Origin of the sequence: Pseudomonas sp. MWU318 (genome assembly GCF_016756945.1) — a bacterium.
Lineage (GTDB): Bacteria > Pseudomonadota > Gammaproteobacteria > Pseudomonadales > Pseudomonadaceae > Aquipseudomonas > Aquipseudomonas putida_A.
The window spans coordinates 158,442-185,096 of record NZ_JAESJL010000010.1 but is presented as its reverse complement, the minus strand read 5'-3'; the positions used below and the strand labels follow the sequence as shown (position 1 = coordinate 185,096).

The following is a 26,655-nucleotide window of genomic DNA, read 5'->3' as shown; positions in this document are numbered from 1 at the left end:
ATCGCTGGCAAGCCAGCTCCCACAAGGATCAAGTCGTACACAAACCATGAGTTGAATCAAAACCAGTGGGAGCTGGCTTGCCAGCGATGGCGGCCTGGAAAACACCACAGAAATTTCATAAGAAACTGCCTGAGGAGATCAACATGAACGCAGCCGTAGACGTTCTGCAATCCACCCATCAGCACATCAACCGCGACCGCCTCTGGGCCTCGCTCATGGAACTGGCTAAGCTCGGCGCCACGTTCAAGGGCGGGGTCTGTCGTCTGGCCCTGACCGACCTCGACCGTCAGGCTCGTGACCTGTTCGTGCAGTGGTGCAAGGACGCCGGATGCAGCGTCACGGTGGATGAAGTCGGCAACATCTTCGCCCGCCGTCCCGGGCGCAATCCGAACCTGCCGCCGGTGATGACCGGCAGCCACATCGACACCCAGCCCACCGGCGGCAAGTTCGACGGCTGCTTCGGCGTGCTCGCCGGCGTCGAAGTGCTGCGCACCCTCAATGACCTCGGCGTGGAAACCGAAGCGCCGCTGGAAGTGGTGGTCTGGACCAACGAAGAGGGTTCGCGCTTCGCCCCTTGCATGATGGGCTCCGGGGTGTTCGCCGAGAAATTCACCCTCGAAGAAACCCTGGCCAAGGTCGATGCCGACGGCGTCACCGTCGGCGAAGCCCTGAATGCGATCGGTTACGCCGGGTCACGCAAGGTCAGCGGACATAAGGTCGGTGCCTATTTCGAGGCACATATCGAGCAAGGCCCGATCCTCGAAGACGAACAGAAAACCATCGGCGTGGTGCTCGGCGCCCTCGGGCAGAAGTGGTTCGACCTGAAACTGCGCGGCGTCGAAGCCCACGCCGGACCAACGCCGATGCACCTGCGCAAGGACGCGCTGGTCGGCGCCTCGGTCATCGTTGGTGCGGTCAACCGCGCCGCCCTCGGCCATCAACCCCACGCCTGCGGCACGGTCGGTTGCCTGCAAGCCTATCCCGGCTCGCGCAACGTCATCCCTGGCGAGGTGCGCATGACCCTCGACTTCCGGCATCTGCAGCCAGCGCGTCTGGACTCGATGATCGCCGAGGTGAAGCAGGTCATCGACGCCACCTGCGAGGAACACGGCTTGACCTACGAACTGACGCCGACTGCAGATTTTCCGCCGCTGTATTTCGAGAAGGGTTGCGTCGAGGCGGTTCGCGGCGCGGCAAAAGGCCTTGGCCTGTCGCACATGGACATCGTCAGCGGCGCCGGGCATGACGCGATCTTCCTCGCCGAACTCGGCCCGGCGGGAATGATCTTCGTACCGTGCGAAGGCGGCATCAGCCACAACGAAATCGAGAATGCCGCGCCGGATGATCTGGCGGCCGGGTGCGCGGTGTTGTTGCGGGCGATGCTCGCGGCCTCGGCGATGGTGGCGGAGGGGCAGCGCGCGGCCTGAAGAGCAAAAGATCGCAGCCTGCGGCAGCTCCTACAGGGGATTTGTGTCCATCTCTGTAGGAGCTGCCGCAGGCTGCGATCTTTTAGTGATCACCTGCAGGACGATTTGGTTTGATCAACCGGGCCGGTCATTCTTGCCCGCAGTGCCCTGGCGTCGGTCAGGGCCGTTAGGGTTGCCAACATCCAGCAACCGTCGTTCGACCAAGACATTCTCCAGTGCCTGACGCTCGACCGGCGCCATTTGGTGTTCGCGCTTTTTCAGCTCCAGCAGAATCGGGCTGGACCAGGTGCGATAAGTCTGTTCGATGTTGCGACGCGACGTCATCAGTCTCTCCTTGATCAAGAGCCCGGTGAAGCTGGCAGGGGCTCAATCCGATGAGGGGGTAACCTTAGTCGACAAACCCCGAATCCGCGAATGCGCCGTTGTTCACTGTAGGAGTGAGCCTGCTCGCGATAGCGGTGCGTCAGTAGCGCAAATGTCAGCTGACACATCGCTATCGCGAGCAGGCTCACTCCTACAGGTTTTGCATCGCCTGCGGGTCAATCCTCGATATTCATCATCGCCTGCACACCTTCCCACGCCTCGGCGCGCATCCGCTCAATATCCAGCCCCGGAATCACGCCGTTATCGACCACGATCCGCCCGCCCACCAGGCTGTATTTCACCGTGATCGGTTCCCCCGCGACGACCGGTGCAACCGCGCAATCGTGGAAACCAAAGAAGCGTGGATGATCAAGGCTGTAGATCACCAGATCTGCCGCTTGCCCGACTTCCAGCGTTCCGATCGCGCCCGACCCCAATACCTGTGCACCGCCCGCCGTGCCCCAGTGGATCACGTCTTCGGCAGTGGTCGCCGAGGCGCCCTGTTCGGCGCGGTGGATCAGCCACGCGGTATTGGCTTCGCCGACCATGCTTCCGGATTCGTTGGACGCGACGCCGTCGACGCCGAGGGAGATCGGCACGCCGGCCTCATACATTTGCGGCACCGGGGCGACACCGCTGCCGAGGCGCGCGTTGCTCACCGGGCAGTGCGAGATGCCGCTGCCGGTCTGGGCGAGCATGCGGATTTCGCCGGGTTGCAGGTGCACGGCGTGGGCGAACCAGACGTCGGGGCCGAGCCATTCGTGTTCGGCGACGAACTCCACCGGCAGGCAATTATATTTCTCGCGGCAGAAATTCACGTAGTTCTGTGTTTCCGACAGGTGCGTGTGCAGACGCAAACCGAGGCCGCGGGCGGTGTGCGCCAGTTCGCGCAGCAGGGTCGGCGGCAGCGAAAAGGTCGGCGTGGTGGGCGCGACGACCACCCGGCGCAAGGCGTCCGGGGTGTCCTGGTGATACAGCGATTTCAGCCGCTCGATGTCGCCGACCATTTGCTCGAGGCTTTCCGGTTGCAGCGCGGTTTTCGAGAAGCCCGGGTGGGCGCTGGCGGACTCCAGTGCGCCACCGCGACACAGCACAAAGCGCAGGCCGAACTCATCGGCCAGATCGAACAGCAGGTCCCCGGTCTCGGTGGTGCCGTGGGCGTGGTAGAGATAATGATGATCGGCGCAGGTCGTCACCCCGGACAACAGCAATTCGACCATGCCCAGCCGAGCGGCGATCCGCGCCAGTTGCGGGGTAAAGCGGTTCAACCTTGGGTAGGGCACGCTCGCCAGCCAGCCTTGCAGATCCTGATTCAAACCTTCGGGCACGGCTTTGAGCAGGTTCTGGAACAGGTGATGGTGGGTGTTGATCCAGCCCGGATAGACCACGCAGTTGCGTGCATCGAGCACTCGCTCGCCGGGTTGCGGCTCCAGGTTGGCGGCCATTTCGGCGATGCGGCCGTTGACCACGCGAATGTCCACCGCCCCGGCACGGGCTCGCGGGCCACGCAGGCCGGTCATCACCGCTACGGGGTTTTTGATCAGGATGGTTTGAAGTTGAGTCATGGGCAGGCTCCAGTCAGAGAATGTGCGAAGCGGATTTGCCGGCTGTGGTGTCTGGCACGCTGACGCCGTTGAGCGCCGCGTTGAGCAGCACCGACACCAGGCAGGCGATGACCACGCTGCTGTGCAGGAACGGCTGTGACCACTCGGGCATTTGTTTGAACAGGGTCGGGGCGAGCACCGGTACCAGCGCGGCGGCGATGGTGAAACCGACGATCAATACGTTGTAGCGATTGCGCTCGTAATCGACCTTGGCCAGGGTCTGGATGCCCGCCGCCGCGACCACGCCGAACATCGCGATACCGGCGCCGCCCAGTGCGGCCGTCGGCATCGACGCGATGATCGCCCCGGCCTTGGGCACCAGTGCAATCGAGCACATCAGCAGGCCACTGACGGCGACCACCCAACGGCTGCGCACGCCGGTCAGGATCACCAGACCGACGTTTTCCATGAAGGCAATGAACGGGAAAGCAGCGAACATCCCGGCGATGGTGCTGGCCAGGCCGTTGGCGCGCAGGCCGTTGATCACCTGCTTGTCTTCCACCGGTTTGTCGACGATGTCGCCGATGGCCACGAACAGCCCCATGGACTCGACCATCTGCACGATCATCACCACCACCATGGTCGCGATGGGGATCAGGCTGAACGTCGGCAGGCCGAAGTAGAACGGGTAGGGCACGGTCAGCCACGGCGCCTCTTCGACGCTGTGGAAATTGCCCATGCCCAGACCGTAGGCCAGACCGGCGCCGATCAGCATGCCCACCAGCACCGCCATGTTGCGCAGCAGCGGACTGCCATAGCGATTGACCAGCAGAATGGTCAGCAGCACCACCACCGCCACCGCGAGAAATGCCGGGGCGCCGAAGTTGCTCGCGTTGCGCCCGCCACCGACCCATTCATAGGCGATCGGGAACAGCTGCAAGCCGATCACCGTGACGATGCATCCGGTGACCACTGGCGGGAAAAACCGCCGCAATCGGCCCACGAACGGCGCCATCAGCATGGTGAAAATACCGGCGCCGATCACCGCGCCGCAGACTCCGGCGAAGCCCACTTCGGGGTTGCTGCCGATGGCAATCACCGGACCGACGCTGCTGAACGCCACGCCTTGCAGGATCGGCAGGCGTACACCGAATTTCCAGAAGCCGACGGTCTGCAACAGGGTGGCGATGCCGGAGCAAAACAGCGTGGTGCTGATCAACACCACGGTATCGGCATGGGACATCTTCAGGGCACTGGCGACGATCAACGGCACGGCGATGGCGCCGATGTACGAGACGGCCATGTGTTGCAGGCCGAGGGTGAGCATCTGTCGCACCGGCAGGACGCGGTCGACGGGGTGCACGGTGGAGGAAGGAGTGGCTGACGACATGGGGAATCACCTCTAGCTGTTGTTATGCGGTAGAGAGGGGTATTCGTCTGATGCCTGCTGCAGATCCCCTGTAGGAGTGAGCCTTTGTGGTGAGGGGATTTATCCCCGATGGGGTGCGAAGCCCCCCAAAACCTGAACTTGCGGTTTACCAGACAAACCGCATGTGCTGGATTTGCGGCTGCTGCGCAGCTGATCGGGGATAAATCCCCTCGCCACGGGTGACCTCATTATCGGGTTCACTCCACAGATTTCAGTGCCACTGGGCATCAATCATTCGTGCTGCGAAGCCGCCATCCACCGGCTCCGACGCCTTGTTCAGCCTGCCAGGCAGGCGGCAAAGCCCTGGTTCAGCGCCGCGCGGTCCAGGTCGCGGCCGATGAACACGATCTTGCTCGAACGGGGCTCCGTGCCCCATGCGGTGGAAGCGCGAAACTCCACCAGGCTGTGCACGCCTTGCAGCACGTAGCGCTGGTCTTCGTTGGCCACGGCGAGCACGCCCTTCATGCGGTACAGGTTGTCGGCCTGGGACGAGCGCAGTTCGCTGATCCAGCGGTGGAACGCCATCAGGTTGACCGCGCCGTCGACGGCGATGCCCACCGATGACACGCTCGGGTCGTGTTCGTGGTCTTCTGATTCATGGTGGTGGTCATGGTCGTGATGCTCAGGTTCAGCGCCGATTTCCATAAGCTTCTGCGTGCACTCGAACGCACCGATGCCGAGAATTTTCGTCAGGTCGATCTGCGCATGGGTGGAGGTCACCAGATCTGCGGTGGCGTTCAAACCACGTATCTTGCCGCGCAGGATTTCCACCTCGTCGCCGCTGACCAGATCGACCTTGTTGATGACGATGCGGTCGGCGCAGACGATCTGATCCACCGCCTGATTGTCGACGCCATCCAGTTGCAGATCTTCCAGGTGCTGGGCGATGTGCTTGGCGTCGACCATGGTCACGATGGCATCGAGTTCGACTTCTTCGGCAATCGGGTCATTGATGAAAAAGCTCTGCGCCACCGGGTACGGATCGGCCAGCCCGCTGGTCTCGATCAGGATGTGATCGAGGCGCACCGGGCGCGCCACCAACTCGCGGACGATGCGCACCAGATCCTCACGAACCTCGGCGGTGCAGCACACGCAGCCGTTGACCATTTCGTAGATTTCTTCGGTCTCCGAGCTGAGCACCAGATCGCCATCGATGCCGACCTCGCCGAACTCGTTTTCGATCACGGCAATCTTGCGCCCGTGGTTTTCCTTGAGGATGTAGTTGAGCAGGGTGGTTTTGCCGGCGCCGAGGAAGCCGGTGAGGATGGTCACGGGGATTTTGGTGTTGGGGGTTGGGGCGTTGAAGGGGGTGTTCATGATGAGGCTCCTTTGATTGACCGGTGCACACTGAATTCGGATGATGCTGCTTCATTGTGGGAGCGAGCTTGCTCGCGAATGCGGTGTGTCATTCAGCAGTGATAGCGACTGTTCCACCGCTTTCGCGAGCAAGCTCGCTCCCACAGGATCCTTGGTGTTCTCGCCATCGTTGTGCGGTGCCAGAGTCGAGGCCGAACAGGTCGAGCACCCGGCCGAGGCTGTGATCGACCATTTGCGCCAGGCTTTCGGGCCGGGCGTAGAACGCCGGCACCGGCGGGGCGATGATTCCGCCCATCTCGGTCACGGCAGTCATGTTGCGCAGGTGGGCGAGGGTCAGCGGGGTTTCGCGGGCCATCAGCACCAGGGTGCGGCGTTCCTTGAGGGTGACGTCGGCGGCGCGGCCGATCAGCCCGGACGAAGTGCCTGTGGCAATCTCCGCCAGGGTGCGCATCGAACACGGCGCGACCACCATGCCCAAGCAGCGAAACGAACCGCTGGCGATCCCGGCGGCGACGTCATCGGCGCGGTGGTAGTGGCTGGCAAGCGCAGTGACATCGGCCAGTTTGTAGTCGGTCTCGTGGGCCATGGTCAGCAGCGCGGCGCGGCTGATGATCAGGTGGCTTTCGATGTCCAGTTCGGCGAGTAATTGCAAAAGACGCACGCCGTAGATGAAGCCGGACGCGCCACTGATGCCGACCACCATCCGCTGGCGGCTCACGATGCCAGCCCTTTGAGCAGTTGCCGCGCACGTTCGAGCACATCCTGATCGAGCTGCGCCTTGATCCCGTCGAAGCCCGAGCCTCGGGTAGCGTCCAAGCCCATGCGCGAAGTGGTGCCGTTGACCGAGGACGACGGATCCAGCGGACTGCCGGGCAAGCCATCGATCACGAAAATATCCAGATGTGGCTGGAAATGCGTGGCCAGCGCCCACAACACCTGGCTGTCGTCAGTGATGTCGATATCGCTGTCCACCGCGATCACGTTTTTCAGGTACGGATCCCAGCCGAGCAGGGCGAGCATGATTTGCCGCGCCTCGCCGTCGCGGCTTTGATCCAGCGCCACGTAGCAATGAAAGTGGGTGCCGGAGTTCGGATAATGCACGGCGGTGACGGCGGGGAAACGCGCCTTGAGCTTCTCGCTCATTTCCGCTTCGCGCGGCAGTCGGGCGAGGGTCAGGTGCTCGGCGTAGCGGCCGCCCATCACGTCCACCAGCCAGGCGTCCTTGCGCCGCAACAGGGTGTCGACGCGCAGCACGTTGTTGGTCGAACGATCCGAGGAATAACCGCTGAACTCGCCGAACGGGCCTTCCTCGGCGTAGGCCGTCGGGTCAATGGCGCCTTCGAGGACGAACTCGGCGTATGCCGGGACGCCGATGCCGTAGCGCGGGGTCTTGACCAGTTCCAGCGGTGCGCCGAACAAGCCGCCGGCGACGGCGCGTTCATCGCTGCCGTAGGGTAAACGCGCTGCCGCCGCGAGCATGAACAACGGATGTGCACCGACCACCATCGCCACGCGCAATTCTTCGCCGCGCTCACGGGCGGTCTGCAGCATCCGCCACAGGTGTCCGCGCGAGTGCAGGCTGGTCGCCAGGGATTGGCGGGCGTGGCGCATCGAACGGTGATAACTCATGTTGGCAATGCCGGTCAGCGGGTCCTCGGCGATGATGATCGCGTTGGTGATGTACGGGCCGCGATCACTGGCGAAATGCTTGAGCATCGGCAGCAGCGCCAGATCCACGGCTTCGCCTTCGAACACTTCATCGAGCACCGGGCCGCTTTCCACGTAGCGTGGGGCGATGGGCTGGTTGGCGCGGCGCTGGAAGGTTTCGTGCAGTTGCGCCGGGGTGACGCCGAACAACCGGGCAATGCGGGTGCGGGAGGCGAACAGGTTAGTTGCCACCGGTACCTTGAGGCCGCCGACGTTTTCGCAGATCAGCAACGGATCGCGGCCCTGTGTGGCGAGGGCATCGACCAGGGCGGTGATGTCCTGATCGGCAGAAAGCGTTTGGGTGATGGTCAGCACATCGTCCGGGTACTCACGGCGATAGGCGTCGATGAACACGTGAAAATCCTGAGAATCGCCGAGCGTCGAACGGGTCATGGTTTCACCTCGTAAAAAGCAGGCACGCAGGGGTGAGAGGGCGTTCGATCGAGTAGCCGTTGGCCTGCCGGTCGAGGGAACGCCGGGTCATCTTCGTGCCTGTAAAGTCGCTGTGTTGTTGCAGTGTTGCCTTGTGGGTGACCTTTGTGGCGAGGGGATTTATCCCCGATGGACTGCGAAGCAGTCCTAAAACCAATAAACGCGGTCTGCCTGATACAGCGCGGTTGCAGGTTTTGGGGCCGCTGCGCAGCCCATCGGGGCGGTGCGACGTTTCGCTGAATCCCCTCACCACAGGGTTCACTTATGTCCCAGGGATCAGCGTTGCCTAGAGATACGTGGTGGTCAGGCGTATGTCGGCCTCAACCAGGTCCTTCGGCGGTGGCGTCGGTTCGATCCCGCACAACCGGGCGATGTTGTTGCCCAGGTAGTCCTCCAGATGATCCTCATCGATGCCCAAGCCCTGCGGTGCCGGTGAGCACAACACCTCCAGCTCGCGCAGCCACATGCCCGGTTCGTTCGGCGGCGAGTCGGTGCCGAACACGATCTTGTTGCGCGGCAGTTCCTTGGCGAACTCGACGATCCGCGACTGGAAGCACCAACCCGATTCGCAGTACACGTTCGGCGTGTCCATCGCCATCCAGAACGCCTCGAACGAGTAGTTGCCGCCGGTCTGGATGCCGAAGTGGCCGATGATGAAATTGACCATCGGGAACTCACGGATGATCGGGTAGAACATCGTCGGAATGGTGTACGGGCCGTCGCCGGTATGGATCAGCACCACGATGTTGTACTTGGCGCAGACTTTCATCGCCGGACGCAACCAGTCCAGCGCCCGGTCCGGGCGATAGCCGTGCATGTTGGCGTGCAGCTTGAGCATCTTGAAGCCGTATTCCTTGATGTGGAATTCCAGTTCCGCCGCACCGTTTTCCGGTCCCCAGCGCGGGTTGAAGTTGAAGTTGCCGATGAAGCGATCCGGGTACTTCACGCACAGTTCGGCGACGTACGACATGTAGTCACGCACGCCCTCGCGGCCCCGGCGGTTACCGTCGCGATAACCGGTGTTACCCGGTGGCGGCTGGATGAAACCCATGTCGATGCGGCGCGGCTTGCCGTTGATCATGTACGGGCCGTCCATCAGTTTGAGCATGCGCTCGCCGGTGAACGGTTCGCCGGTGTGGCGCCAGGCCTCGTCGACCAGGTTGGTGGGGTGCAGATGGGTGTCGATGATCATCGGTTCAGCTCCTGGCCAGTTGCGTGGTGACGGGGCGCTTGAGTTGCGCCTCTGCTTCGGAAACGGAACGCGGCGGCGGGGTCGGTTCGAGGCCGATCATCCGCGCGGTGTTGTTGCCCAGGTATTCCTCGAGGGTGTCTTCGTCGAGGTTCAGGCCTTGCGGCGGCTCGTGGCACAACACTTCGAGCAGGCGCAGCCACATGCCCGGTTCGTTCGGCGGGGTGTCGGTGCCGAACAGGATCTTGTGCGTCGGCAAGACCTTGGCGAACTCGACGATCCGCGATTGCAGGCACCAGCCGGATTCGCAGTAGACGTTGGGCAGCTCCATTGCCCATTGCATCGGTTCGAACACGTAGACCCCGCCGGTCTGCACGCCGAAGTGGGCCATGATGAAATTCACGTTGGGGAATTCCTTGATCATCGGCACCCATTCCGAGGGAATGCTGTACGGCCCGTCACCGGTGTGCAGCTTGACCGGAATGCCCAGCTCGGCGCATTTCTCGAAGCACGGGCGCACCCAGTCCAGCGCCCGGTCAGGCCGGTAGGCGTGCATGTTGGCCTGCATCTGCACCATCTTGAAGCCGTGTTCCTTGACGTAGCGCTCGATCGCCTCGACGCCGTTTTCCACGCCGCAGCGCGGGTTGTAGACGAAGCAGCCGATGAAACGATCGGGGTAGGTCTGCACCATTTTCAGGGTGTAGGCCATGTAGGCGTCGATGGATTCACGGCCCGAGAGTTCGCCGTCGGTCCAGGTGTAGATGGTGTTGCCCTGCGGCGGCTGGATGAAGGCTTTGTCGATCCGGCGAGGTTTGCCGTTGACCATGTACGGGCCATCCATCATCTCCAGCAAACGCTCGCCGGTGAACGGGTCACCGTCATGCCTCCAGGCGAGGTCCACGAGATCCGTGGGATAGCAGCTGATATCGATGATCATTGAAGTCGATCTCCTGATAGCGGGGAAGGGAGCCTTGCGGCTCTCGGCATCCACGCCCCGGGCTATCGGCCATTTCTATGCGCAGCACTCGCGCATTCCCTCGCCTGTTCGCATCCGGCCCGGGTGGGTGGTTGCTGAGGGCGAGTATTGGAAAGGGGGGAGGGGTTCGTACAATATTAATTGGGCGCGGTGGTGATACTTGGGCGATATGGGGAAAATAAAGATCAAAAGATCGCAGCCTTCGGCAGCTCCTACACTGATCTGTGCCCTAGCCTAATTCCTCTGTAGGAGCTGCCGAAGGCTGCGATCTTTTGATCTTCGGTGCTCGCGATGGCGTCAGGACTGTGTACGCAGCGCCAACTGTTTGATGGCTTCAACCACCGGCGCCACACGCTCGGCCTGCCCGTGCGGCCACACCGCGTAGAGGTTGTAATGCGCCGCAATCTGCGCCTCGTTCAACGCCACCAGCCGCCCATTGCGCAACGCATCGGCGGCGAGTAAACCGCGCACCAGCCCGGCACCAACCCCGGCTTCGGCAGCCGCAATCAGGTTCGCCGCATTATCGAAAATCACCCGCGCCGTTGGCTCTACCGGGGGCATTCCGGCCGCATCCAGCCACGGTATCCACGAGCGCCGCGTATAACCCAACAACGGCAGTTCAAGAATCTGCGCCGGGCTCAACGGCAACTGCAAACCATAGCGCTCAAGCAGCGCCGGTGAAGCCACCGCCAATACCCGATCGCCACAGATCTGCGTCATTTCGCAGTCATCCCAATCGCCATAACCGTAACGCAACGCCAGATCCACCCGCTCGAAGCTGCTGCGATCACTGCGCGGCATCGACAGCAGCGTCACCTCGTAATCCGGCAGTCCGTCGAGCAAATCCGGCAGGCGCGGATTGAGCCAGCTCTGCGCCAGTTCACTGTCGACGTCCAGGGTCAGGCGTTGCGCCACGCTGCGGTTTTTCACCGAGGACAGGGCCCGGTCGATCTGCGCCAGACCATCCGCCAGCACGCTGGCAAACAACTGCCCGGCATCGGTGAGGTTGCTGCCGCCGCCCTCACGTACGAACAACGGCTGACCGATGAAATCTTCCAGTGCGCGAATCTGCTGGCTGATCGCACTGTGGGTCAGGTCGAGCTTGCGCGCCGCGCTGGAGAAACTGCCGCTGCGCGCCGCGTGGATAAACGCGCTCATTGACTGCACCGACGGGTATCGCTTGTACATGTTGTTAGTCCTGCTTACACCGGTTGGCAGAAATCGTCGCTGGCCGCGTGTTGCGTCGGCTTCCAATAATCGGTCACCAGGCCCGCACAAAGACGGGCCGCTCTTTTGGAGCCTGACAATGATCGCACTCACGGTAAACGGCGAACGACGCGAGCTGGATGAAGCGTCCCCCTCCATGCCCTTGTTATGGGTACTGCGTGATCAACTGAAACTCACCGGCACCAAATTCGGCTGCGGCATGGGCCTGTGCGGTGCCTGCACCGTGCATCTGGACGGCGTCGCGGTGCGTTCCTGCCAGTTGCCGCTGGCCGCCGTCGCGGGCCACAGCATCACCACCATCGAAGGTCTGTCGCCGAACGAAAGCCATCCGCTGCAACTGGCCTGGGTCGCCGAAGATGTGCCGCAATGCGGCTACTGTCAATCCGGGCAGATCATGTCCGCCGCGGCACTGCTCAATACCGGTGCGGCGGTGACTGACGATTCGATCCGCAATGCGATGTCGGGGAATATCTGCCGTTGCGGCACATACGGGCGGATCAACAAAGCGATCAAACGTGCGGCGAACGCGCCGAAGGAGGCGTGATGAGCCTGCGCGACGACACCTTGCACGAACCGTCACGCCGGGTCTTTCTCAAGCAAGCAGCGACGGTGGCTTCGGGCCTGGCGATTGCCTTGTATCTGCCCTCCGGCAGCGCCGCCAGCGACCCGAAAGCCCCGGCGGCGGCCACGGAATTCGAGCCCAACGCCTGGGTGCGGATCTTCCCCGACGGCACGGTGAAACTGGTGGTACACAAACACGATTCCGGCACCGGCACGCAAACGGCGTTGGCCGCGTGTGTGGCCGAAGAGCTGGATGTGAACCCGATGACCGTGCAGGTCATCACCCCGGAAGATCCGTTCTTCGACACCTACATTCACCCGGTGTGGAAAGTCTTTTCCACCGGCGGCAGCACCAGTGTGTCTCTCGAATACGAGCGCTTGCGTATGGCCGGGGCCACAGCGCGGGCGTTGTTGATCGCCGCTGCGGCGAAGCACTGGACAGTCAGCCCCGACAGCTGCAGCACCGAAGAAGGTCGGGTGGTTCATCTGCCCAGCAAACGCAGCCTCGGTTATGGCGAACTGGTCGGCGTGGCGGCGCGTCTGCCGGCACCGACCCACGTCACCCTGAAGGATCCGGCGCAGTTCAAATACATCGGCAAACTGCGGCACAAGCGCGATGCCGCGGCCAAGGTCTGCGGGCGCTTCAAGTACAGCATTGACGTGCAGTTGCCGGGGATGCTGGTGGCGGTGATTCAGCGCGCGCCGGTAGTCGGGGCGAAAGTCGTCAGCGTGAATTCGGCGGCGGCATTACAGGTGCCGGGCGTGCGCCAGGTGCTTGCAATCCCCGGGCGCCCGGACGTGCTCGGCGGCAATCTGGAAGGCGTCGCGGTGCTGGCCGAGACGTTCTGGGCGGCGCAGCAGGGGCGCAAGCTGTTGGAGATCAAATGGAGCGACTCGCCACTGGCCGGGTTCGACAGCGCGGAACTGGGCAAAGCGCAAGCGGCCGCTATTTCCGACCCGAAAAGCCAGACCATCAAAGCCATGACGCATGGCGATGTTGACGCGCAATGGCCGCATGCGGCGAAGCTGATCGAAGCCGATTACCACATGCCGTACAAAGTGCAGAACCCGCTGGAACCGATCTGCATCACCGCGCACGTGCAGGATAAGGCGATCACCTATTGGGGCGGTGTGCAGGTGCCGTCGTCGGCGCTGGAAGCGGCGCAAACCGTATGCAGCATTGCCAAGGACAAGGTCACCATCAATGAACTGGTGTCCGGCGGCAGCTTCGGCGCGCGGGAGGCCAAATACTGGTTGTTCGAGGTGGCGTATCTGGCGCAGCAGATAGGTGTGCCGGTGAAATTACTGAACAGTCGCGAAGATGAAATGCACGCACTGTTCAATCACCCGGCGACGCTGCACCGGGTCAGAGGCGCGCTGGATGCCCAAGGCAAACTCAACGCACTGCAACTGCACGCGGTGTCACCGGCCTCGCCGGAGCAGTGGGAGCCGGGCTATTTCGAACGCCCGGATCACATGGATTACAGCACCACCGAAGCGATCACCGCGTGGGACTTCGCTTACCGTCCGCCGCATCTGGAGCTGAACTGGGTCAAGCACGAAAGCCATGTGCCCAGCGGCTGGTATCGCTCGGTGAGCTTCATCCCCAATGTGTTCGCCGTCGAGAGCTTCATGGACGAGTTGGCGCATGCGGCAGGCGCGGGCCCACTGGCGTTCCGTCTGGCCAACATGCAGGAGCGGCCACGGCATGTGGCGGTGCTGAAACAGGCTGCCGAACGCGCCGGATGGGGCCAGCCGTTACCGCCCGGCACTGCGTTGGGCATTGCGACCAATCAGGGTTACACCAGTTTTATCGCAGTGGTGGCGCGGGTCGCGACGGTCGATGGCAAGCCGAAAGTGGAGAAGCTGACCTGCGTGGTCGATTGCGGTCTGGCGGTTTCGCCCGGCGGGGTCGAGGAGCAGATCTACGGCGGCCTGATGTGGGGTCTTGGTCACGCGTTGTTTGATCGGCTCGACATTCAACAGGGCAGGGTGGTGCAGAGCAATTTCCACGACTACCGCGTGACCCGGATGTCGGACATGCCGGCCACCGATATCGTGGTGCTGGATGGCGAGCCCGGCAAACCCGGTGGCGTCGGTGAGTTGGGCAGTCCGTCGGTGGCACCCGCGATTGCCAACGCTTTGTTTGCGCTGACCGGCGTGCGCCAGCGTTCGACACCGCTGAGTCTGGGGTAGGCGCCATGGACCTGCGCCTGCTGCGGTATTTCATGGCCCTGGCCGATGAGCTGCATTTCGGTCGGGCGGCGGAGCGTTTGCACATCTGCCAGCCGCCGCTGAGCCAGCAGATTCGCCTGCTGGAGGAGGAGCTGGGCACGCCGTTGTTCGAGCGCAGTCACCATCGGGTCGAGCTGACAGCGGCGGGGCAGATGCTCAAGGAGCAGGCGCCGCTGGTGTTCGAACAACTGGAACGGGCGCTGGACCTGACCCGGCAGACCGGGCGCGGGCTGCTCGGCGAGCTGGAAATCGGCATGATCAGCTCGGTGATGGTCGGCGTGCTGCCCAAGGCCCTGCACCTGTTTCGCGAGCGCTATCCGCAGGTGAACTGGCGACTGCATGAAATGACCCCGGCGGCGCAGGTCAAGGCGTTGAAGGAAAAGCGTATCGACGCCTGCGTGTTCCGCGTGGGTTATGACGATCCGTTGCTGCGCAATGAATTGCTTATCTACGAGCCGATTCATGTGGTGATGCCGGCCGATCATCCGCTGGCCAGCCGCGAGCTTCTGTCCCCGGCGGATCTGGCACAGGAACCGTTTGTCGCGCTTGAACTGAAGCAGTCGCGGTTCGCCAACTTCCTTTATCAGTGCTGCATTCAGGCCGGATTCACCCCGCAGATCCGCCAGCAGGTGATCGAGGTGCAGACCTTGCTCAGCCTGGTGCGCGCCGGTTTCGGGGTGGCGCTGTTGCCGGCCTCGATCGAGCAGTTGGCGCCGGCGGGGCTGGTGTTTCGCAAGCTGACACCGGCGCTGCCGGAGGTGCCGTTGTACGCGACTTACCGGGCGGACGATGCCTCGCCGGTGCTCAGGTTGTTTCTTGATACGTTGCGGGAGTTGGTGGAAACTTCAGATCACCATTGATCCCCTGTAGGAGTGAGCCTGCTCGCGATAGCAGTGTGTCAGTCAGAGTTGATGTGGCTGACAGACCGCTATCGCGAGCAGGCTCACTCCTACAGGGATTTGTGGTGTTGTTGAAGAGTTCGGCACGATCGCGAACGCCTGCGGTCGTAATCTTCACACGCGAATTCCCTGTGGAGATCCAATGAGCCAGGAAGTCCTGACCACTGAAACCAACCGTCGCCAGCTGCAGCAGATCATCGCCGGGCTGTCCGACGGGGTGATTCTGCTGGAGCTTGATCAGAGCATCCTCTGGGCCAACGAAGCGGCGCTGGTGATGCACGGTGTCAGCCGGATCGGCGAGCTGGGCACTAATGCCGACGAGTATGCCAAGCGCTTCAGCCTGCGCTATCGCAACAATCATACGGTGCCCCCGGAGCACTACCCGATCAGCCGCGCGGCACGCTGCGAAGCGTTCAACGACGTGCTGATCGAAGTGTCTGCCGTGAATGATCCCGAGCACGTTTGGGTGCACAGCGTGCGCAGCATGATCCTGACTGATCGCGAAGGGCAGCCGGAGTCACTGGTGCTGATCATGAGCGACGTCACCGATTGGGCGAACGCCGAGCAGCGCTTCGAAAAAACCTTCAATGCCAACCCGGCGCCGGCGGTGATCTGCCGCCTCAGCGATTTGCGCTACATCAAGGTCAATCCGGGGTTTCTGGAGATGACCGGTTACACCCGCGAGCAGGTGATCGGCACCTCGGCCTATGAAATCGACATCTTCGAGCAGGCCGAAAAAAAGGATCTGGCGATCCAGCGCCTGCGCGATGTGGCGACTATTCCGCAGATGCAGGCTCAACTGCGCCTGCCCGATGGCGGCAGCAAGCAAGTGATCGTCGCCGGGCAACCGTTGGTGCTCAATGATGAGGATTGCATGCTGTTTTCCTTTGTCGACATGGAGCTGCGCCACAAGGCCGAGGTGGCGCTGCGCCAGAGTGAAGAGCGCTTCGCCAAGGCGTTCCGCCTGACTCCGGTGCCGATTCTGATCTGCACCGCCGACGAACAGCAGGTGATCGATGTCAATCAGGCGTTCCTCGACACCCTGGCGTACGAGAGTGACGACGTTGTCGGCAAAACCGTGACCCAGCTGAATTTCATTGACGACGACGGCGCGCGGGCACGACTGCTGACCGCCCTGGCGAAAAGCGGACGAGTGGATCGGGTCGATGTGCGGGTGCGCAAGAAGGACGCGGATCTGCTGGAGTGCGCGGTGTCTGCCGACACCGTGAATATTCAGGACACGCCGTGCTATCTGCTGGTGCTGATGGACATCACCGAGCGCAAGCGCACCGAGCTGGAGCTGGTGGCGGCGATTGAAGAGGTGATGAAGGATGCTTCGTGGTTCAGCCGGACGCTGATCGAAAAATTGGCCAATGTGAAGAAGGTCAACTCGCCGCAACTGCCGAGCGTGTCGTTCACTGACCTGACGGCGCGTGAGCGCGATGTGTTGGGGCTGATCTGCGAAGGCCTGGCCGACAAGGAGATTGCCGCCCGCCTGAAGCTCGCACCGAACACCGTGCGCAATCATGTGGCGACGGTGTATTCCAAGCTTGATGTGCACAGTCGCAGCGAGGCGATTGTCTGGGCGCGGGAGCGTGGTCTGTTTTCTGGCGAGCGCGGCGCGAAGGGTCAGCGGTAGGTGCAAATGCACTAGCTGATGCGGTGCAAATGCAGGTTCTGGTGAGATAGGGCAGTTCTTAGTCTGTTGGGGTGCGATACGAGCCTGTTTGGCTCGGGATCGTCTCCCTTCGAAACAGCTAAAGGAACAGGCTCCATGATGAATCTTGCGCAGTTGCGCGCCAGCCTCGAACAGAGTTTTTCGCCCTTGGCGTGCGAGTGTTCAGTGGATGGGGATCATTCGCTGACGGTGAAGTTGTATCACCCGGATTCGGGGCAGGTGGATCTGGTGATCAGCGGGTTGAAGCTCAATGCGTTGCGTACGCCGGAGGCTGTGGCGGCGTTGGTTGATGAGTTGCGGTATGAGTTGGAGAGCAATTCTTTGCGGGCTGCTCGGGATCCGGATATGGCTTAGGGTTTTGGTGTTGGTTTGTTTTGGGTGTATATCCGTTGCTGCGGGGGTTGCTGATTACGGTTCCGCCCTTACGGCGGGTCACTTTTTCCAGACGCCGAAAAAGTAACCAAAAAGGCTTTACCCTGACGTTCGGCCCTCGCTTAGGCTCGGGTTCCTTCGCTGCGGGATTCATCCGGGGGCAGCGCCTACGGTTTGCTTCGCTGCACCTCCTCTCGCTGTGTTTGGCTGCGCCAAACGGTCGCTGCGCTCCCACCCCCGGATAAATCCCTCCACTCAGCCTGCCGACGGGCCCTCAGATCAAAAGCTTTCGGCGAGCTGACACTCGGCCAGTGTAGGAGCTGCCGCAGGCTGCGATCTTTTGATCTGGGGCTTCTGGGAGCCAGCCTGCTGGCGATGGCGACCTGACAGCCGACCCATTTCCAACTGAACACACCCATTCCAACTGTGGGAGCGGGCTTGCTCGCGAAGGCGGCCTGACAGCTGACCCATTTCAGTCAGGAATACTCAACCCCTGTGGGAGCTGGCTTGCCAGCGATGGCGGCCTTCCAGTCAAAAAAATTCTTGTTGATGTACCCCTCCCACACAGATTTACTCCCCACAAAATCGACAGCCGATTCCTCCATCCCCCTCCATTTCACTGGCGCTTGCAGGGTAGTCGGCTATAAAGAATGAGTGGTCAGGTCTTCCGTCATCCGCGGTATTCGTGCGCGATAGCGGAAGTGGCTCTTCCATTCATCGCGGGTCGTCCTATGAATAATCCTGGGAAACGCGTGTATCTGCCGTTGTCGCTGGCTTTCTCGATCGCGCTATTGAGCGGCTGCGCCAGTCCTCCGCCACCGCCGCCTGCTGCACCGCCACCACCGCCGGTGCGTACCTGTCAGACCCTGGAAAACACTCAGGTGTCGGGCGATATGTATGTTGACGAGCAGGTCACTCGGCATATCACCACCACCCGGTGTGTCACGCAGTAGCGTGGGGCGGCTTTGCTGGCGGTGCATAAGGTCATTGCCTGACCTCAATCCTGTGTAGGCGCTGCCGAAGGCAGCGCCTACACAGGCGCGTCTGGTTTAGGACAGGAACCCACCATCCACATTCAGCGAAACCCCGGTGGTGTAGCTCGATGCATCACTTGCCAGATACAGCACCGCCCCGGCCATTTCACTCGGGTCGGCCACGCGCTTGAGCGGGATCTGCGTCAGTGCCTGCTTGAGGATCGCGTCATTCTTCACCAAGGCCGAAGCGAATTTGGTGTCGGTCAGGCCCGGCAGCAAGGCGTTGCAGCGGATGCCGAATTGCGCGCATTCCTTGGCGAAGACTTTGGTCATGTTGATCACGGCGGCCTTGGTCACCGAGTAGATGCCCTGGAACACGCCCGGTGAAATCCCGTTGATCGAGGCGACGTTGATGATGCTGCCGCCACCGTTCTCGCGCATCAGCTTGCCGGCTTCCACCGACATGAAGAAGTAGCCACGGATGTTCACGTCGACAGTCTTCTGGAACGCACCCAGATCGGTGTCCAGCACGTTGCAGAACTGCGGGTTGGTCGCCGCGTTGTTCACCAGAATATCGAGGCGACCGAACTGTTCCTTGATTCCGGCGAAGACCTGGCTGATCTGTTCCATTTCACCAATGTGGCAGGCCACGGCGGTGGCCTTGCCGCCGGCGGCGATGATGGCGTCGGCGACGTGCTGGCAGCCTTCGAGCTTGCGGCTCGAGACGATCACGTGGGCGCCTTGCTGGGCCAGCAGTTTGGCGATGGCTTCACCGATGCCACGGCTGGCGCCGGAGACGAATGCGATTTTGCCGTCGAGGTCGAACAACTGAGTCTTGGACATAAGGGTTCCTTGGTGTGGGCCGTCAGAGGCTCGATTTCGCAATGACCTGCAGGCTCATGTGCTCCAGCAGTTTGTTCATGTGAATGAACTGCGCGAAGCGTTTGTCCTGGGTCTGGCCGTGGTAGAAGCGGTAGTAGATCTGCTGCACGATGCCGGCCAGACGGAACAGGCCGTAGGTGTAGTAGAAGTCGAAATTGTCGATCTGGATGCCCGAGCGTTCGGCGTAGTAATCGACGAATTCGCGGCGGGTCAGCATGCCCGGGGCGTGGCTCGGCTGGCGGCGCATCAGTTGCACCGGTGCCGGATCATCGGCCTGAATCCAGTAGGCGAGGGTGTTGCCCAGGTCCATCAGCGGGTCGCCGAGGGTGGTCAGTTCCCAGTCGAGCACGCCGATGATCTGCATCGGGTTGTTCGGGTCGAGGATCACGTTGTCGAAGCGATAGTCGTTGTGGACGATGCTCGAGGTCGGATGGTCGGCCGGCATCTTGTCGTTGAGCCAGGCTTTGACTTTCTCCCAGTGCGGCGCATCCGGGGTCAGGGCTTTTTCGTAGCGCTCGCTCCAGCCCTTGATCTGGCGGGCGACGTAGCCTTCCGGCTTGCCCAGATCGCCGAGGCCGCAGGCGTTGTAGTCAACCCGATGCAGCTCAACAAAGCGGTCGATGAAGCTCTTGCACAGCGCTTCGGTTTTCGCTGCATCGAGGCCCAGTTCTGGCGGCAGGTCGGAGCGCAGGATGATGCCCTTGACCCGTTCCATCACATAGAACTCGGCACCGATCACCGACTCGTCGGTGCAGTGCACGTAGGCTTTCGGGCAGTAGGGGAAACCGTCGCGCAGTTGGTTGAGGATGCGGAATTCGCGGCCCATGTCGTGGGCGGATTTGGCCTTGTGGCCGAACGGCGGCCGGCGCAGCACGAACTCCTGCTGCGGGTACTCCAGAAGGTAAGTCAGGTTCGACGCACCGCCGGGGAACTGGCTGATCTGCGGCGTGCCGGTCAGCCCCGGAATGTGCTTCTTCAAGTACGGATCGATCAGGCTGGCATCGAGTTCTTCGCCAGAGCGGATCCGGGTGGACTGGTCAGTAAGCGCCATGCTTATCCCTTCTGCTTATTTTGGAGGCCAGACATCATTGGCTAATCTAATGGCGCACTCGGGCGGCCACAAGCGCGCAGCGGTCTTATAGGTTAGCGTGTTGCAGGATAATCAGCGTTTCGAATAGGTACGGCAGCAGGGCGCTGCCGGCTCTTTTCAATGCACGCGTTGGTTGTTGAGCCTGGGGGGCAGGGCGATCGGCGTCAGCACCGGTTGCCCTGAGAAGAACGCCACGAGGTTTTTTCCCACCAGTTCCACCGTGCCTTGGGTGGCCTCGGGTGACAGGCCGGCGACGTGTGGCGTGAGAATCACATTACTCAGGCTTTTCAGTGCATCCGGCACCTGCGGTTCATGATCGAACACGTCTAGCGCAGCCCCGGCAATCCGTCGTTGCTCAAGGGCAGTGATCAGATCCGCTGTGGTGATGACACTCGCCCGGGCGATGTTGACGATGAAACCGTTCGGGCCAAGGGCTTCGAGCACCGGGCGAGTCACCAGATGCTGGGTGCCGATTCCGCCCGGCGTAGCGATAATCAGAAAGTCCGAGGCGCGTGCCAGTTCGGTTGGCGTCGAGCAGAACGCGTAGGGCACATCACTGCGCAACTGACGGTTGTGGTAACTGATCTGCATGTCGAAACCGAGGTGAGCACGCCTGGCAATTGCCATGCCCACCGCGCCCAGGCCGAGAATGCCCAGGCGTTTATTGGCCAGCGACGGGCGCATGATCTTCGGCCATTCACCCCGGCGCACCGCCGCGTCGCAGCGCGGAATGTCGCGCACCAGCGCCAACAGCATCGCCATCGCATGATCGGCCACCGACGAGGCATTGACCCCGGCACCATTGGTCACGGTGATCCCGCGATCGCTGGCAGCCTGCAGGTCAACGTGTTCATAACCGGCGCCGATCACGGTGATGATTTTCAGCGCCGGCAGGGCGGCGATTTCCTCAGCGGTCAGTCCCAGCGGGCCACGGGTCAGCACCGCGTCGATCCGTGCGCCGTGGCTGGCGATGGCTTGCGCACGTTCGGCAGGGGTTGGTGCGAGGATCAGGTGAAAGCCCTGATGCTCGAGAATCGGCAAATAGTCATTGATGGTTTCAACCAGTACCAGAACGGTGGCGGGCATTGCGCGGCTCCTGTGATCTATGACGGTGTGGTCGCGAAAGTCGTGTCAGAGTGCTGATTCCAGAGCGGTTTGGCAATGGTGGCCGCAGCCCCGCTTCAGCCAGTGTAGGAGCTGAAACGGGGAGCGCGCGGGCGCTTCGTCAGAAGCTCACGTCGGCGCTGTTGATCAGCCGTGCAAATGCTCCGCCGAGGGTGGCGTTATGGTGCTCGATGATGACGTGGGCAGGTAATGCCGGGGTGTCCATGCAAGTGTGAGCGTCGGCCACCAGCAACGGTTTGAAGCCCTGATCGGCAGCGGCGCGGCAGGTGGCGTCGACGCAGAACTGGGTCTTCATGCCGACCAGGTACAGATCTTCGACGTTTCGGCTTTTAAGTTGCTGCGCCAGATCGGTGCCATGGAAGGCGTTGGGTCGGGACTTGTCGAACACGTGGTCGGACTCGGCATCCAGTTCGAGTTCCGGCAGCAGTTGCCAGAAGGGGCTGCCGGCGGCAATCGGCGAACCTGCCGGGCCGCTGTGGCGTGCGGCATAGATCGGCACGTGTTGCAGGCGTGCCTGGCGGAGCAGGTGCTGGATGTTGGCGAGCACACGTTCGCCGTCGTGGGGTTTTTCCGGGCCATGGAACAGACCGACCTGCATATCGATGATCAACAATGCTGCGGACATGATGTTTCTCCTTGAGGGCTGCAAAAGCCGCACGGACGGGAGAAACAACAAGGCCCCGTCCATTGCTGGCGGGGCCTTGGGTTCACTGCGCTGGATTCACCTCAGGCAGCAACACCACGACCCGCCGGTGGCGGTCGTGGTGGTACGGGTGAGGTGCAGCGGGCGAACGTTCATGCCGCCGATCATGCTGGCGGCGGCGAAGGGCTGTCAACTGGCGTATTGAGCGATGCCGTTGCCGAACGACCAATTCTCCTTTTTGACTTCCACCAGATTGATGAACACGTCTTCCATACGAATGCCCAGTTGAGTGTTCAGGCTGTGCGCGATGGTCTGGTACAGGGCTTTTTTCTGCTCCAGCGTCCGACCTTCATTGAGGGTGATCTGGATGATCACCAACTGATCGCTGCGCTGGATGCCCAGGTACTGCGGGTCGAAGATGAAATGCTCGCCGTCGTGCTCGTTGAGGATCTGGAAATTATCGTGTTCCGGCACATTGATGGTGGCGCGCATGGCGGCGTAGATCTGCTCGCCGATGCGTTTGGCGAAGATGGGGTCGCTGTGCTTTTTGATTTCGACGCGGACGAGGGGCATGGGCAAAGACTCCGTGGGGCAGGGGACTCATCTCACGCTAGAGCATGTCGGGAAAATTGAAAGTAAGGAGTGATGATCTCGCCGTTGCTTTTGTACGAGGCTACCTACTATTTGCGGGGAATTTGCCTACGAAATTGGCAGATGCGTCTGCTATCGGAACATCGATGAACGCGAAATCATGGGGGCACAAAGCAGCTCGGGTAGAAACTGCCAACAGCCAAGGAAGGCGAATGCTTCGAAACAATCGAGAACACCTGGAACTCGAAAGGCTCCGAAATGAAACACGCAAACTCATCGCCGAAAGAAAAAAACTTCTGGCGGAAGAGAAGAAGCTAAGCAGGGAAACGTATTTATATCCGCTCGCCGTATCAGGTGCCCTGGTGACTGCAATCACTGCGGTAGCAAGTGTTTTTTTCAAGTTTTGAGTGTTTGTGTTTCACCACCGTCAGACCCATAAGCCAAAAAGGAAAAACGAACATGAGCACCTATGACTTCAAAGCCAGAATGGAAGAACTGGAACGTGAGCACGATGAGTGGGAAGAAAGAATGCGCATCAAAAACAAGGGCGATATGTACCCAATCTGGGGAATGTTGGCGTTCGGCCTGTTTTGCATGTCACTCGGTTTCATGCTGGCTCGATCAATCTGATCAAGTCTTCCCCCTCGTAGTACATTGAAACTTGCCGGAAAACGACATTTCACGTATCCGGAGCCGACAGCCATTTTCCCGAAAACGACAACCCGCTGATCTGCTCCGTACAACCATTCCTCAGCTAAGTCTTTGCTTCTGCTCATTTATCGCGGAGAATCGCGCCCCTGTTTCGGCCGGAGCATGTCTGTCGGTTTTTTCCGACGCGTCCTGACCGAGTGGCAAGTGACCGGAATGCGGAGATCCGACCGGATGAATGATCAGGCCAATAGCGTCGACGCACGCTATGAAGCGGCAGCACCAGCTGAACTGTCGAGCTGGAATCGCCATGACACCACGTGGATGTTGGGACTGTTCGGGACGGCCATTGGCGCCGGTACCCTGTTTTTGCCGATCAACGCCGGTCTGGGTGGCTTCTGGCCGCTGGTGATCCTCGCGCTGCTGGCCTTCCCGATGACATTCTTCGCTCACCGCGGCCTGACCCGCTTCGTGCTCTCCGGTCGCGAAGGCGCCGACATCACCGAGGTGGTCGAGCAGCATTTCGGCATCAAGGCCGGCGCGCTGATTACCCTGCTGTACTTCTTCGCCATCTTCCCGATCCTGCTGATCTACAGCGTCGGCCTGACCAACACGGTCGCCAGCTTCCTCGAACACCAACTGCACATCACGCCGCCACCGCGCGCGCTGCTGTCGTTCGTGCTGATCCTCGGCCTGCTGGCCGTGGTGCGTTGCGGCGAGCAGGCGATCGTCAAGGCGATGAGCCTGATGGTGTATCCGTTCATCGTCGCGTTGCTGTTCCTCGCGGTGTACCTGATTCCGCACTGGAATGGCGGCATTCTCACCACCGCCTCCCAAGTGCCGGCACCGTCGGCACTGCTGCACACACTGTGGCTGGCGATTCCGGTGATGGTGTTCTCGTTCAACCACTCGCCGATCATCTCGGCCTTCGCGGTGGACCAGAAGCGTCGTTACGGTGCCAATGCGGAGCAGCGCAGCTCGCAGATCCTCTGCCGTGCCCACCTGTTGATGGTGGTGATGGTGCTGTTCTTCGTCTTCAGTTGCGTGCTGACCCTGTCGCCGGAACAACTGGCCGAAGCCAAGGCGCAGAACCTGTCGATCCTGTCCTACCTGGCCAACCACTTCAGCAACCCGGCCATCGCCTTCGCGGCGCCGTTGATTGCCTTTGTGGCGATTTCCAAGTCGTTCCTCGGCCACTACATCGGTGCCAGCGAAGGCCTCAAGGGCCTGATCGTCAAGAGCGGCAAGCGTCCGGGCGCCAAAGCGCTGGATCGTATCGTGGCGGCGTTCATGCTGGTGGTGTGCTGGATCGTTGCGACCCTGAACCCGAGCATTCTCGGGATGATCGAGGCCGTCGGCGGTCCGGTGATTGCGGCGATCCTGTTCCTGATGCCGATGTACGCGATTCGTAAAGTACCGGCGATGGCGCGCTATCGCGGTCAGGCGTCGAACGTATTCGTTACCCTGGTCGGTCTGGTGGCCATTTCGGCGGTGATTTATTCGCTGACTGCTTAAAGATCAAGAGATCGCAGCCTGCGGCAACTCCTACAGGGTTTGTGTATATCTGTAGGAGCTGCCGAAGGCTGCGATCTTTCGCTTTTCAGCTACAGTAGGCCGCTGCGCATCTCTCATGCGCAGCGGCTTTTTTTCGTCTGGAGACAGTGGATTGTCGAGCGCGCCCCAATCTGTAGAGCCCCCCAATCGCTGGCAGGACATCCTCGCCGGTCTATCGATTGCCGGTCTGCTGTTGCCCGAAGCGGTCGCCTATTCGACCATCGCCGCGCTGGCGCCCCAGGCTGGGGTGATTGCGCTGTTTGCCGGTCTGCTGTGTTATGGGCTGTTTGGCACCAGCCGTTTTGCCATTGTTTCCGCTACGTCATCCTCGGCAGCGGTGCTGGCGGCGGCCACGGCGACCATGGCCAATGGCGACCCGCAGTTGCGCGCGACCCTGGCGGTCGGATTGGTGCTGGTCACCGGTGGGCTGTTCTTGCTGGCGGGGATCTTTCGTTTTGGCAGCGTCACCGCGTTTATCGCCAAACCGGTACTGCGCGGCTTCGCTTTCGGCCTCGCGCTGACCATCATCCTCAAGCAGGTCGCCAGCGTGGTCGGCGTGCACCTGACCGATGCCAATCTGGTGCGCTTCGCCCCGCAACTGCTCGAACAACTGCCGCAGTGGAACTGGCCGGCGGCGGCCGTCGCAGCGGTGGCGCTGGTGCTGTTGGGACTGTTCTCGCGCTTTCCACGGGTGCCTGGCGGTTTGCTGGTGGTGGTGATCGGCATCGTCGCCGGGCAATGGCTGAACCTTCCGGCGTATGGCGTGAACATGATCGGTTTGATCGACCTGAGCCTGGAGGTGCCGAGCCTGCCGGTGCTGCCGTTTGCCGACTGGCTGCGGCTGGGGGAGGTGGGTTTTGCGCTGGTGATGATTCTGTACGCCGAGTCGTACGGCTCGATCAGTTCGTTCGCCCTCAAGCACGGTGATCGTGTGACCTCCAACCGCGATCTGCTGGCACTCGGCGCAGCGAACTTGTTGTCCGGATTGTTCCATGGCATGCCGGCGGGGGCCGGGTATTCGGCAACGTCGGCGAACGAGGCCGCTGGCGCGACTTCACGCTGGGCCGGTGGGGTAGCGGCGCTGGTGGTGCTGGTGATCGTGCTGACGGTGCTGCCGTGGATCGCCCTGACACCGGAGCCGATTCTGGCGGCCATCGTGATTCATGCACTGGCGCGTGGCTTGAGTCTGCAGCCGTTGGGGCGTTACTTCGTCTGGCGCCGGGATCGGCTGCTGGTGTTGTGTGCGGTGGGGGCGGTGTTGGTGCTGGGCATTCTCGACGGCTTGCTGGTGTCGGTGGCGATCAGCGTGTTGCTGATGCTCAAACAGATGTCGGCGGCGGACATTCAGGTGCTCGGGCGCATTGATGGCGGGCATGATTTTGTCGACCTGCAGCGTCACCCAACGGCGGTGACTGAGCCGGGAGTGCTGATTGTGCGGCCCAGTGAGGCGTTGTTCTTTGCCAACGTCGAGCGGATTCTCGGTACGGCGCTGCACTTGATTCGTCATTCGGACGTGCCGCTGCACGCGGTGATTCTCAGTCTGGAGGAAACCCCGGACCTGGACGGCACCAGCATCGAGGCAATGCAAGAGTTTTTCCTGCGGGTGCATCAGGAGGGCAAGCGCCTGATTCTGGCGCGACTCAAGCATGAGGCACTGACGGTGCTGGAGGCATTGCCGGAGGTGCCGGCCCACGGCGTGATACTCAGCGGGCTTAGCGTTGATTGCGCGGTGCAGCAAGCCTTGAAGCCTGACGCCTCCCTGTAGGAGCTGCCGGAGGCTGCGATCTTTTGA

The 26,655-nt window shown here is 61.6% G+C and carries 25 protein-coding genes; 11 read left to right on the top strand and 14 right to left on the bottom strand.

The window, feature by feature from the left end; all coding sequences use genetic code 11:
- The first annotated feature begins 143 nt into the window (after positions 1–143).
- A complete protein-coding gene (locus JN524_RS22540) occupies positions 144–1,427 on the top strand; it encodes a Zn-dependent hydrolase (RefSeq protein ID WP_202370757.1) in 1,284 nt (427 codons plus the stop codon).
- Between the two features lie 114 nt (positions 1,428–1,541).
- Here JN524_RS22540 and JN524_RS22535 read toward each other — a convergent pair whose 3' ends face one another.
- The 9 genes from JN524_RS22535 to JN524_RS22495 form a co-directional block, all read right to left on the bottom strand.
- A complete protein-coding gene (locus JN524_RS22535; RefSeq protein WP_003224027.1) occupies positions 1,542–1,751 on the bottom strand; it encodes a hypothetical protein in 210 nt (69 codons plus the stop codon).
- A gap of 215 nt (positions 1,752–1,966) precedes the next feature.
- Entirely contained in the window at positions 1,967–3,355 is a 1,389-nt protein-coding gene (locus tag JN524_RS22530) for an amidohydrolase family protein (protein WP_202370756.1), read from the bottom strand.
- Between the two features lie 13 nt (positions 3,356–3,368).
- A complete protein-coding gene (locus JN524_RS22525; protein WP_202370755.1) occupies positions 3,369–4,724 on the bottom strand; it encodes a nucleobase:cation symporter-2 family protein in 1,356 nt (451 codons plus the stop codon).
- 315 nt (positions 4,725–5,039) lie between these two features.
- On the bottom strand, positions 5,040–6,080 hold the full coding sequence (locus JN524_RS22520; protein WP_115990113.1) for a CobW family GTP-binding protein: 1,041 nt from the start codon (positions 6,078–6,080) through the stop codon (positions 5,040–5,042).
- A gap of 88 nt (positions 6,081–6,168) precedes the next feature.
- Positions 6,169–6,783, bottom strand: coding sequence for a UbiX family flavin prenyltransferase (locus tag JN524_RS22515; protein WP_202370816.1), 615 nt, complete (start codon positions 6,781–6,783; stop codon positions 6,169–6,171).
- Between the two features lie 11 nt (positions 6,784–6,794).
- A complete protein-coding gene (locus JN524_RS22510) occupies positions 6,795–8,180 on the bottom strand; it encodes a UbiD family decarboxylase (RefSeq protein ID WP_202370754.1) in 1,386 nt (461 codons plus the stop codon).
- A gap of 325 nt (positions 8,181–8,505) precedes the next feature.
- Positions 8,506–9,411 (bottom strand): amidohydrolase family protein, encoded by a 906-nt coding sequence (locus tag JN524_RS22505; protein WP_003224037.1) that lies wholly within the window; start codon positions 9,409–9,411, stop codon positions 8,506–8,508.
- 4 nt (positions 9,412–9,415) lie between these two features.
- Complete coding sequence (locus tag JN524_RS22500; protein ID WP_007965237.1) at positions 9,416–10,345, bottom strand: amidohydrolase family protein; 930 nt, start codon at positions 10,343–10,345, stop codon at positions 9,416–9,418.
- A 336-nt stretch (positions 10,346–10,681) separates the two neighbouring features.
- Positions 10,682–11,572, bottom strand: a complete 891-nt coding sequence (locus JN524_RS22495; RefSeq protein WP_202370753.1) for a LysR substrate-binding domain-containing protein — start codon at positions 11,570–11,572, stop codon at positions 10,682–10,684.
- 118 nt (positions 11,573–11,690) lie between these two features.
- On the opposite strand from JN524_RS22495, the gene JN524_RS22490 reads away from it, so the two are divergent.
- The 6 genes from JN524_RS22490 to JN524_RS22465 all read left to right on the top strand — a co-directional run bounded on the left by JN524_RS22490 (position 11,691) and on the right by JN524_RS22465 (position 18,309).
- Entirely contained in the window at positions 11,691–12,155 is a 465-nt protein-coding gene (locus JN524_RS22490) for a (2Fe-2S)-binding protein (protein WP_202370752.1), read from the top strand.
- Complete coding sequence (locus JN524_RS22485) at positions 12,155–14,368, top strand: xanthine dehydrogenase family protein molybdopterin-binding subunit (RefSeq protein WP_202370751.1); 2,214 nt, start codon at positions 12,155–12,157, stop codon at positions 14,366–14,368. The genes JN524_RS22490 and JN524_RS22485 overlap by 1 nt, the downstream gene beginning before the upstream one ends.
- A 5-nt stretch (positions 14,369–14,373) precedes the next feature.
- Positions 14,374–15,267, top strand: coding sequence for a LysR substrate-binding domain-containing protein (locus JN524_RS22480; RefSeq protein WP_202370750.1), 894 nt, complete (start codon positions 14,374–14,376; stop codon positions 15,265–15,267).
- A gap of 181 nt (positions 15,268–15,448) precedes the next feature.
- Complete coding sequence (locus JN524_RS22475) at positions 15,449–16,945, top strand: helix-turn-helix transcriptional regulator (RefSeq protein WP_202370749.1); 1,497 nt, start codon at positions 15,449–15,451, stop codon at positions 16,943–16,945.
- A 135-nt stretch (positions 16,946–17,080) separates the two neighbouring features.
- Entirely contained in the window at positions 17,081–17,338 is a 258-nt protein-coding gene (locus JN524_RS22470; protein ID WP_027613184.1) for a DUF1652 domain-containing protein, read from the top strand.
- Between the two features lie 749 nt (positions 17,339–18,087).
- Positions 18,088–18,309 (top strand): hypothetical protein, encoded by a 222-nt coding sequence (locus JN524_RS22465; RefSeq protein WP_147304815.1) that lies wholly within the window; start codon positions 18,088–18,090, stop codon positions 18,307–18,309.
- Positions 18,310–18,405: 96 nt separating this feature from the next.
- Here the strand turns inward: JN524_RS22465 and JN524_RS22460 are convergent, their stop codons facing one another.
- From JN524_RS22460 to JN524_RS22435, 5 genes are all read right to left on the bottom strand, one after another.
- Complete coding sequence (locus tag JN524_RS22460; RefSeq protein WP_007965755.1) at positions 18,406–19,173, bottom strand: SDR family oxidoreductase; 768 nt, start codon at positions 19,171–19,173, stop codon at positions 18,406–18,408.
- A gap of 22 nt (positions 19,174–19,195) precedes the next feature.
- Positions 19,196–20,263: a phosphotransferase family protein gene (locus JN524_RS22455; protein ID WP_115990105.1), complete on the bottom strand. Its 1,068-nt coding sequence runs from the start codon at positions 20,261–20,263 to the stop codon at positions 19,196–19,198.
- Positions 20,264–20,419: 156 nt separating this feature from the next.
- Entirely contained in the window at positions 20,420–21,388 is a 969-nt protein-coding gene (locus tag JN524_RS22450) for a 2-hydroxyacid dehydrogenase (protein ID WP_202370748.1), read from the bottom strand.
- 139 nt (positions 21,389–21,527) lie between these two features.
- Positions 21,528–22,052 carry a cysteine hydrolase family protein gene (locus tag JN524_RS22445; protein WP_202370747.1) on the bottom strand — a complete coding sequence of 175 codons (525 nt, stop codon included), beginning with the start codon at positions 22,050–22,052 and terminating at the stop codon, positions 21,528–21,530.
- A 207-nt stretch (positions 22,053–22,259) separates the two neighbouring features.
- Positions 22,260–22,643: a tautomerase family protein gene (locus JN524_RS22435; protein WP_202370745.1), complete on the bottom strand. Its 384-nt coding sequence runs from the start codon at positions 22,641–22,643 to the stop codon at positions 22,260–22,262.
- A gap of 44 nt (positions 22,644–22,687) precedes the next feature.
- Between JN524_RS22435 and JN524_RS27600 the strand changes: the two genes are divergently transcribed.
- The 4 genes from JN524_RS27600 to JN524_RS22415 all read left to right on the top strand — a co-directional run bounded on the left by JN524_RS27600 (position 22,688) and on the right by JN524_RS22415 (position 26,628).
- A complete protein-coding gene (locus JN524_RS27600; protein WP_442964287.1) occupies positions 22,688–23,068 on the top strand; it encodes a hypothetical protein in 381 nt (126 codons plus the stop codon).
- Positions 23,069–23,120: 52 nt separating this feature from the next.
- Positions 23,121–23,291, top strand: a complete 171-nt coding sequence (locus JN524_RS22425; protein WP_202370744.1) for a hypothetical protein — start codon at positions 23,121–23,123, stop codon at positions 23,289–23,291.
- Between the two features lie 252 nt (positions 23,292–23,543).
- Entirely contained in the window at positions 23,544–24,824 is a 1,281-nt protein-coding gene (locus JN524_RS22420) for an HAAAP family serine/threonine permease (RefSeq protein WP_027613177.1), read from the top strand.
- Positions 24,825–24,975: 151 nt separating this feature from the next.
- The gene (locus tag JN524_RS22415) at positions 24,976–26,628 is read left to right on the top strand and encodes a SulP family inorganic anion transporter (RefSeq protein ID WP_202370743.1); all 1,653 of its coding nucleotides are present in this window, start codon (positions 24,976–24,978) and stop codon (positions 26,626–26,628) included.
- The last annotated feature ends 27 nt before the right edge of the window (positions 26,629–26,655 follow it).

What these genes read in the sequence shown, in the direction of transcription:
- JN524_RS22535 (WP_003224027.1), bottom strand. Translation starts at nt 1,751, where the DNA reads ATGACGTCGCGTCGCAACATCGAACAGACTTATCGCACCTGGTCCAGC.
- JN524_RS22485 (WP_202370751.1), top strand. Translation starts at nt 12,155, where the DNA reads ATGAGCCTGCGCGACGACACCTTGCACGAACCGTCACGCCGGGTCTTT.
- JN524_RS27600 (WP_442964287.1), top strand. Translation starts at nt 22,688, where the DNA reads ATGTCGGGAAAATTGAAAGTAAGGAGTGATGATCTCGCCGTTGCTTTT.
- JN524_RS22490 (WP_202370752.1), top strand. Translation starts at nt 11,691, where the DNA reads ATGATCGCACTCACGGTAAACGGCGAACGACGCGAGCTGGATGAAGCG.
- JN524_RS22420 (WP_027613177.1), top strand. Translation starts at nt 23,544, where the DNA reads ATGAATGATCAGGCCAATAGCGTCGACGCACGCTATGAAGCGGCAGCA.
- JN524_RS22530 (WP_202370756.1), bottom strand. Translation starts at nt 3,355, where the DNA reads ATGACTCAACTTCAAACCATCCTGATCAAAAACCCCGTAGCGGTGATG.
- JN524_RS22445 (WP_202370747.1), bottom strand. Translation starts at nt 22,052, where the DNA reads ATGTCCGCAGCATTGTTGATCATCGATATGCAGGTCGGTCTGTTCCAT.
- JN524_RS22515 (WP_202370816.1), bottom strand. Translation starts at nt 6,783, where the DNA reads ATGGTGGTCGGCATCAGTGGCGCGTCCGGCTTCATCTACGGCGTGCGT.
- JN524_RS22495 (WP_202370753.1), bottom strand. Translation starts at nt 11,572, where the DNA reads ATGTACAAGCGATACCCGTCGGTGCAGTCAATGAGCGCGTTTATCCAC.
- JN524_RS22540 (WP_202370757.1), top strand. Translation starts at nt 144, where the DNA reads ATGAACGCAGCCGTAGACGTTCTGCAATCCACCCATCAGCACATCAAC.
- JN524_RS22450 (WP_202370748.1), bottom strand. Translation starts at nt 21,388, where the DNA reads ATGCCCGCCACCGTTCTGGTACTGGTTGAAACCATCAATGACTATTTG.
- JN524_RS22425 (WP_202370744.1), top strand. Translation starts at nt 23,121, where the DNA reads ATGAGCACCTATGACTTCAAAGCCAGAATGGAAGAACTGGAACGTGAG.
- JN524_RS22465 (WP_147304815.1), top strand. Translation starts at nt 18,088, where the DNA reads ATGAATAATCCTGGGAAACGCGTGTATCTGCCGTTGTCGCTGGCTTTC.
- JN524_RS22475 (WP_202370749.1), top strand. Translation starts at nt 15,449, where the DNA reads ATGAGCCAGGAAGTCCTGACCACTGAAACCAACCGTCGCCAGCTGCAG.
- JN524_RS22505 (WP_003224037.1), bottom strand. Translation starts at nt 9,411, where the DNA reads ATGATCATCGACACCCATCTGCACCCCACCAACCTGGTCGACGAGGCC.
- JN524_RS22510 (WP_202370754.1), bottom strand. Translation starts at nt 8,180, where the DNA reads ATGACCCGTTCGACGCTCGGCGATTCTCAGGATTTTCACGTGTTCATC.
- JN524_RS22460 (WP_007965755.1), bottom strand. Translation starts at nt 19,173, where the DNA reads ATGTCCAAGACTCAGTTGTTCGACCTCGACGGCAAAATCGCATTCGTC.
- JN524_RS22470 (WP_027613184.1), top strand. Translation starts at nt 17,081, where the DNA reads ATGATGAATCTTGCGCAGTTGCGCGCCAGCCTCGAACAGAGTTTTTCG.
- JN524_RS22435 (WP_202370745.1), bottom strand. Translation starts at nt 22,643, where the DNA reads ATGCCCCTCGTCCGCGTCGAAATCAAAAAGCACAGCGACCCCATCTTC.
- JN524_RS22520 (WP_115990113.1), bottom strand. Translation starts at nt 6,080, where the DNA reads ATGAACACCCCCTTCAACGCCCCAACCCCCAACACCAAAATCCCCGTG.
- JN524_RS22525 (WP_202370755.1), bottom strand. Translation starts at nt 4,724, where the DNA reads ATGTCGTCAGCCACTCCTTCCTCCACCGTGCACCCCGTCGACCGCGTC.
- JN524_RS22500 (WP_007965237.1), bottom strand. Translation starts at nt 10,345, where the DNA reads ATGATCATCGATATCAGCTGCTATCCCACGGATCTCGTGGACCTCGCC.
- JN524_RS22455 (WP_115990105.1), bottom strand. Translation starts at nt 20,263, where the DNA reads ATGGCGCTTACTGACCAGTCCACCCGGATCCGCTCTGGCGAAGAACTC.
- JN524_RS22480 (WP_202370750.1), top strand. Translation starts at nt 14,374, where the DNA reads ATGGACCTGCGCCTGCTGCGGTATTTCATGGCCCTGGCCGATGAGCTG.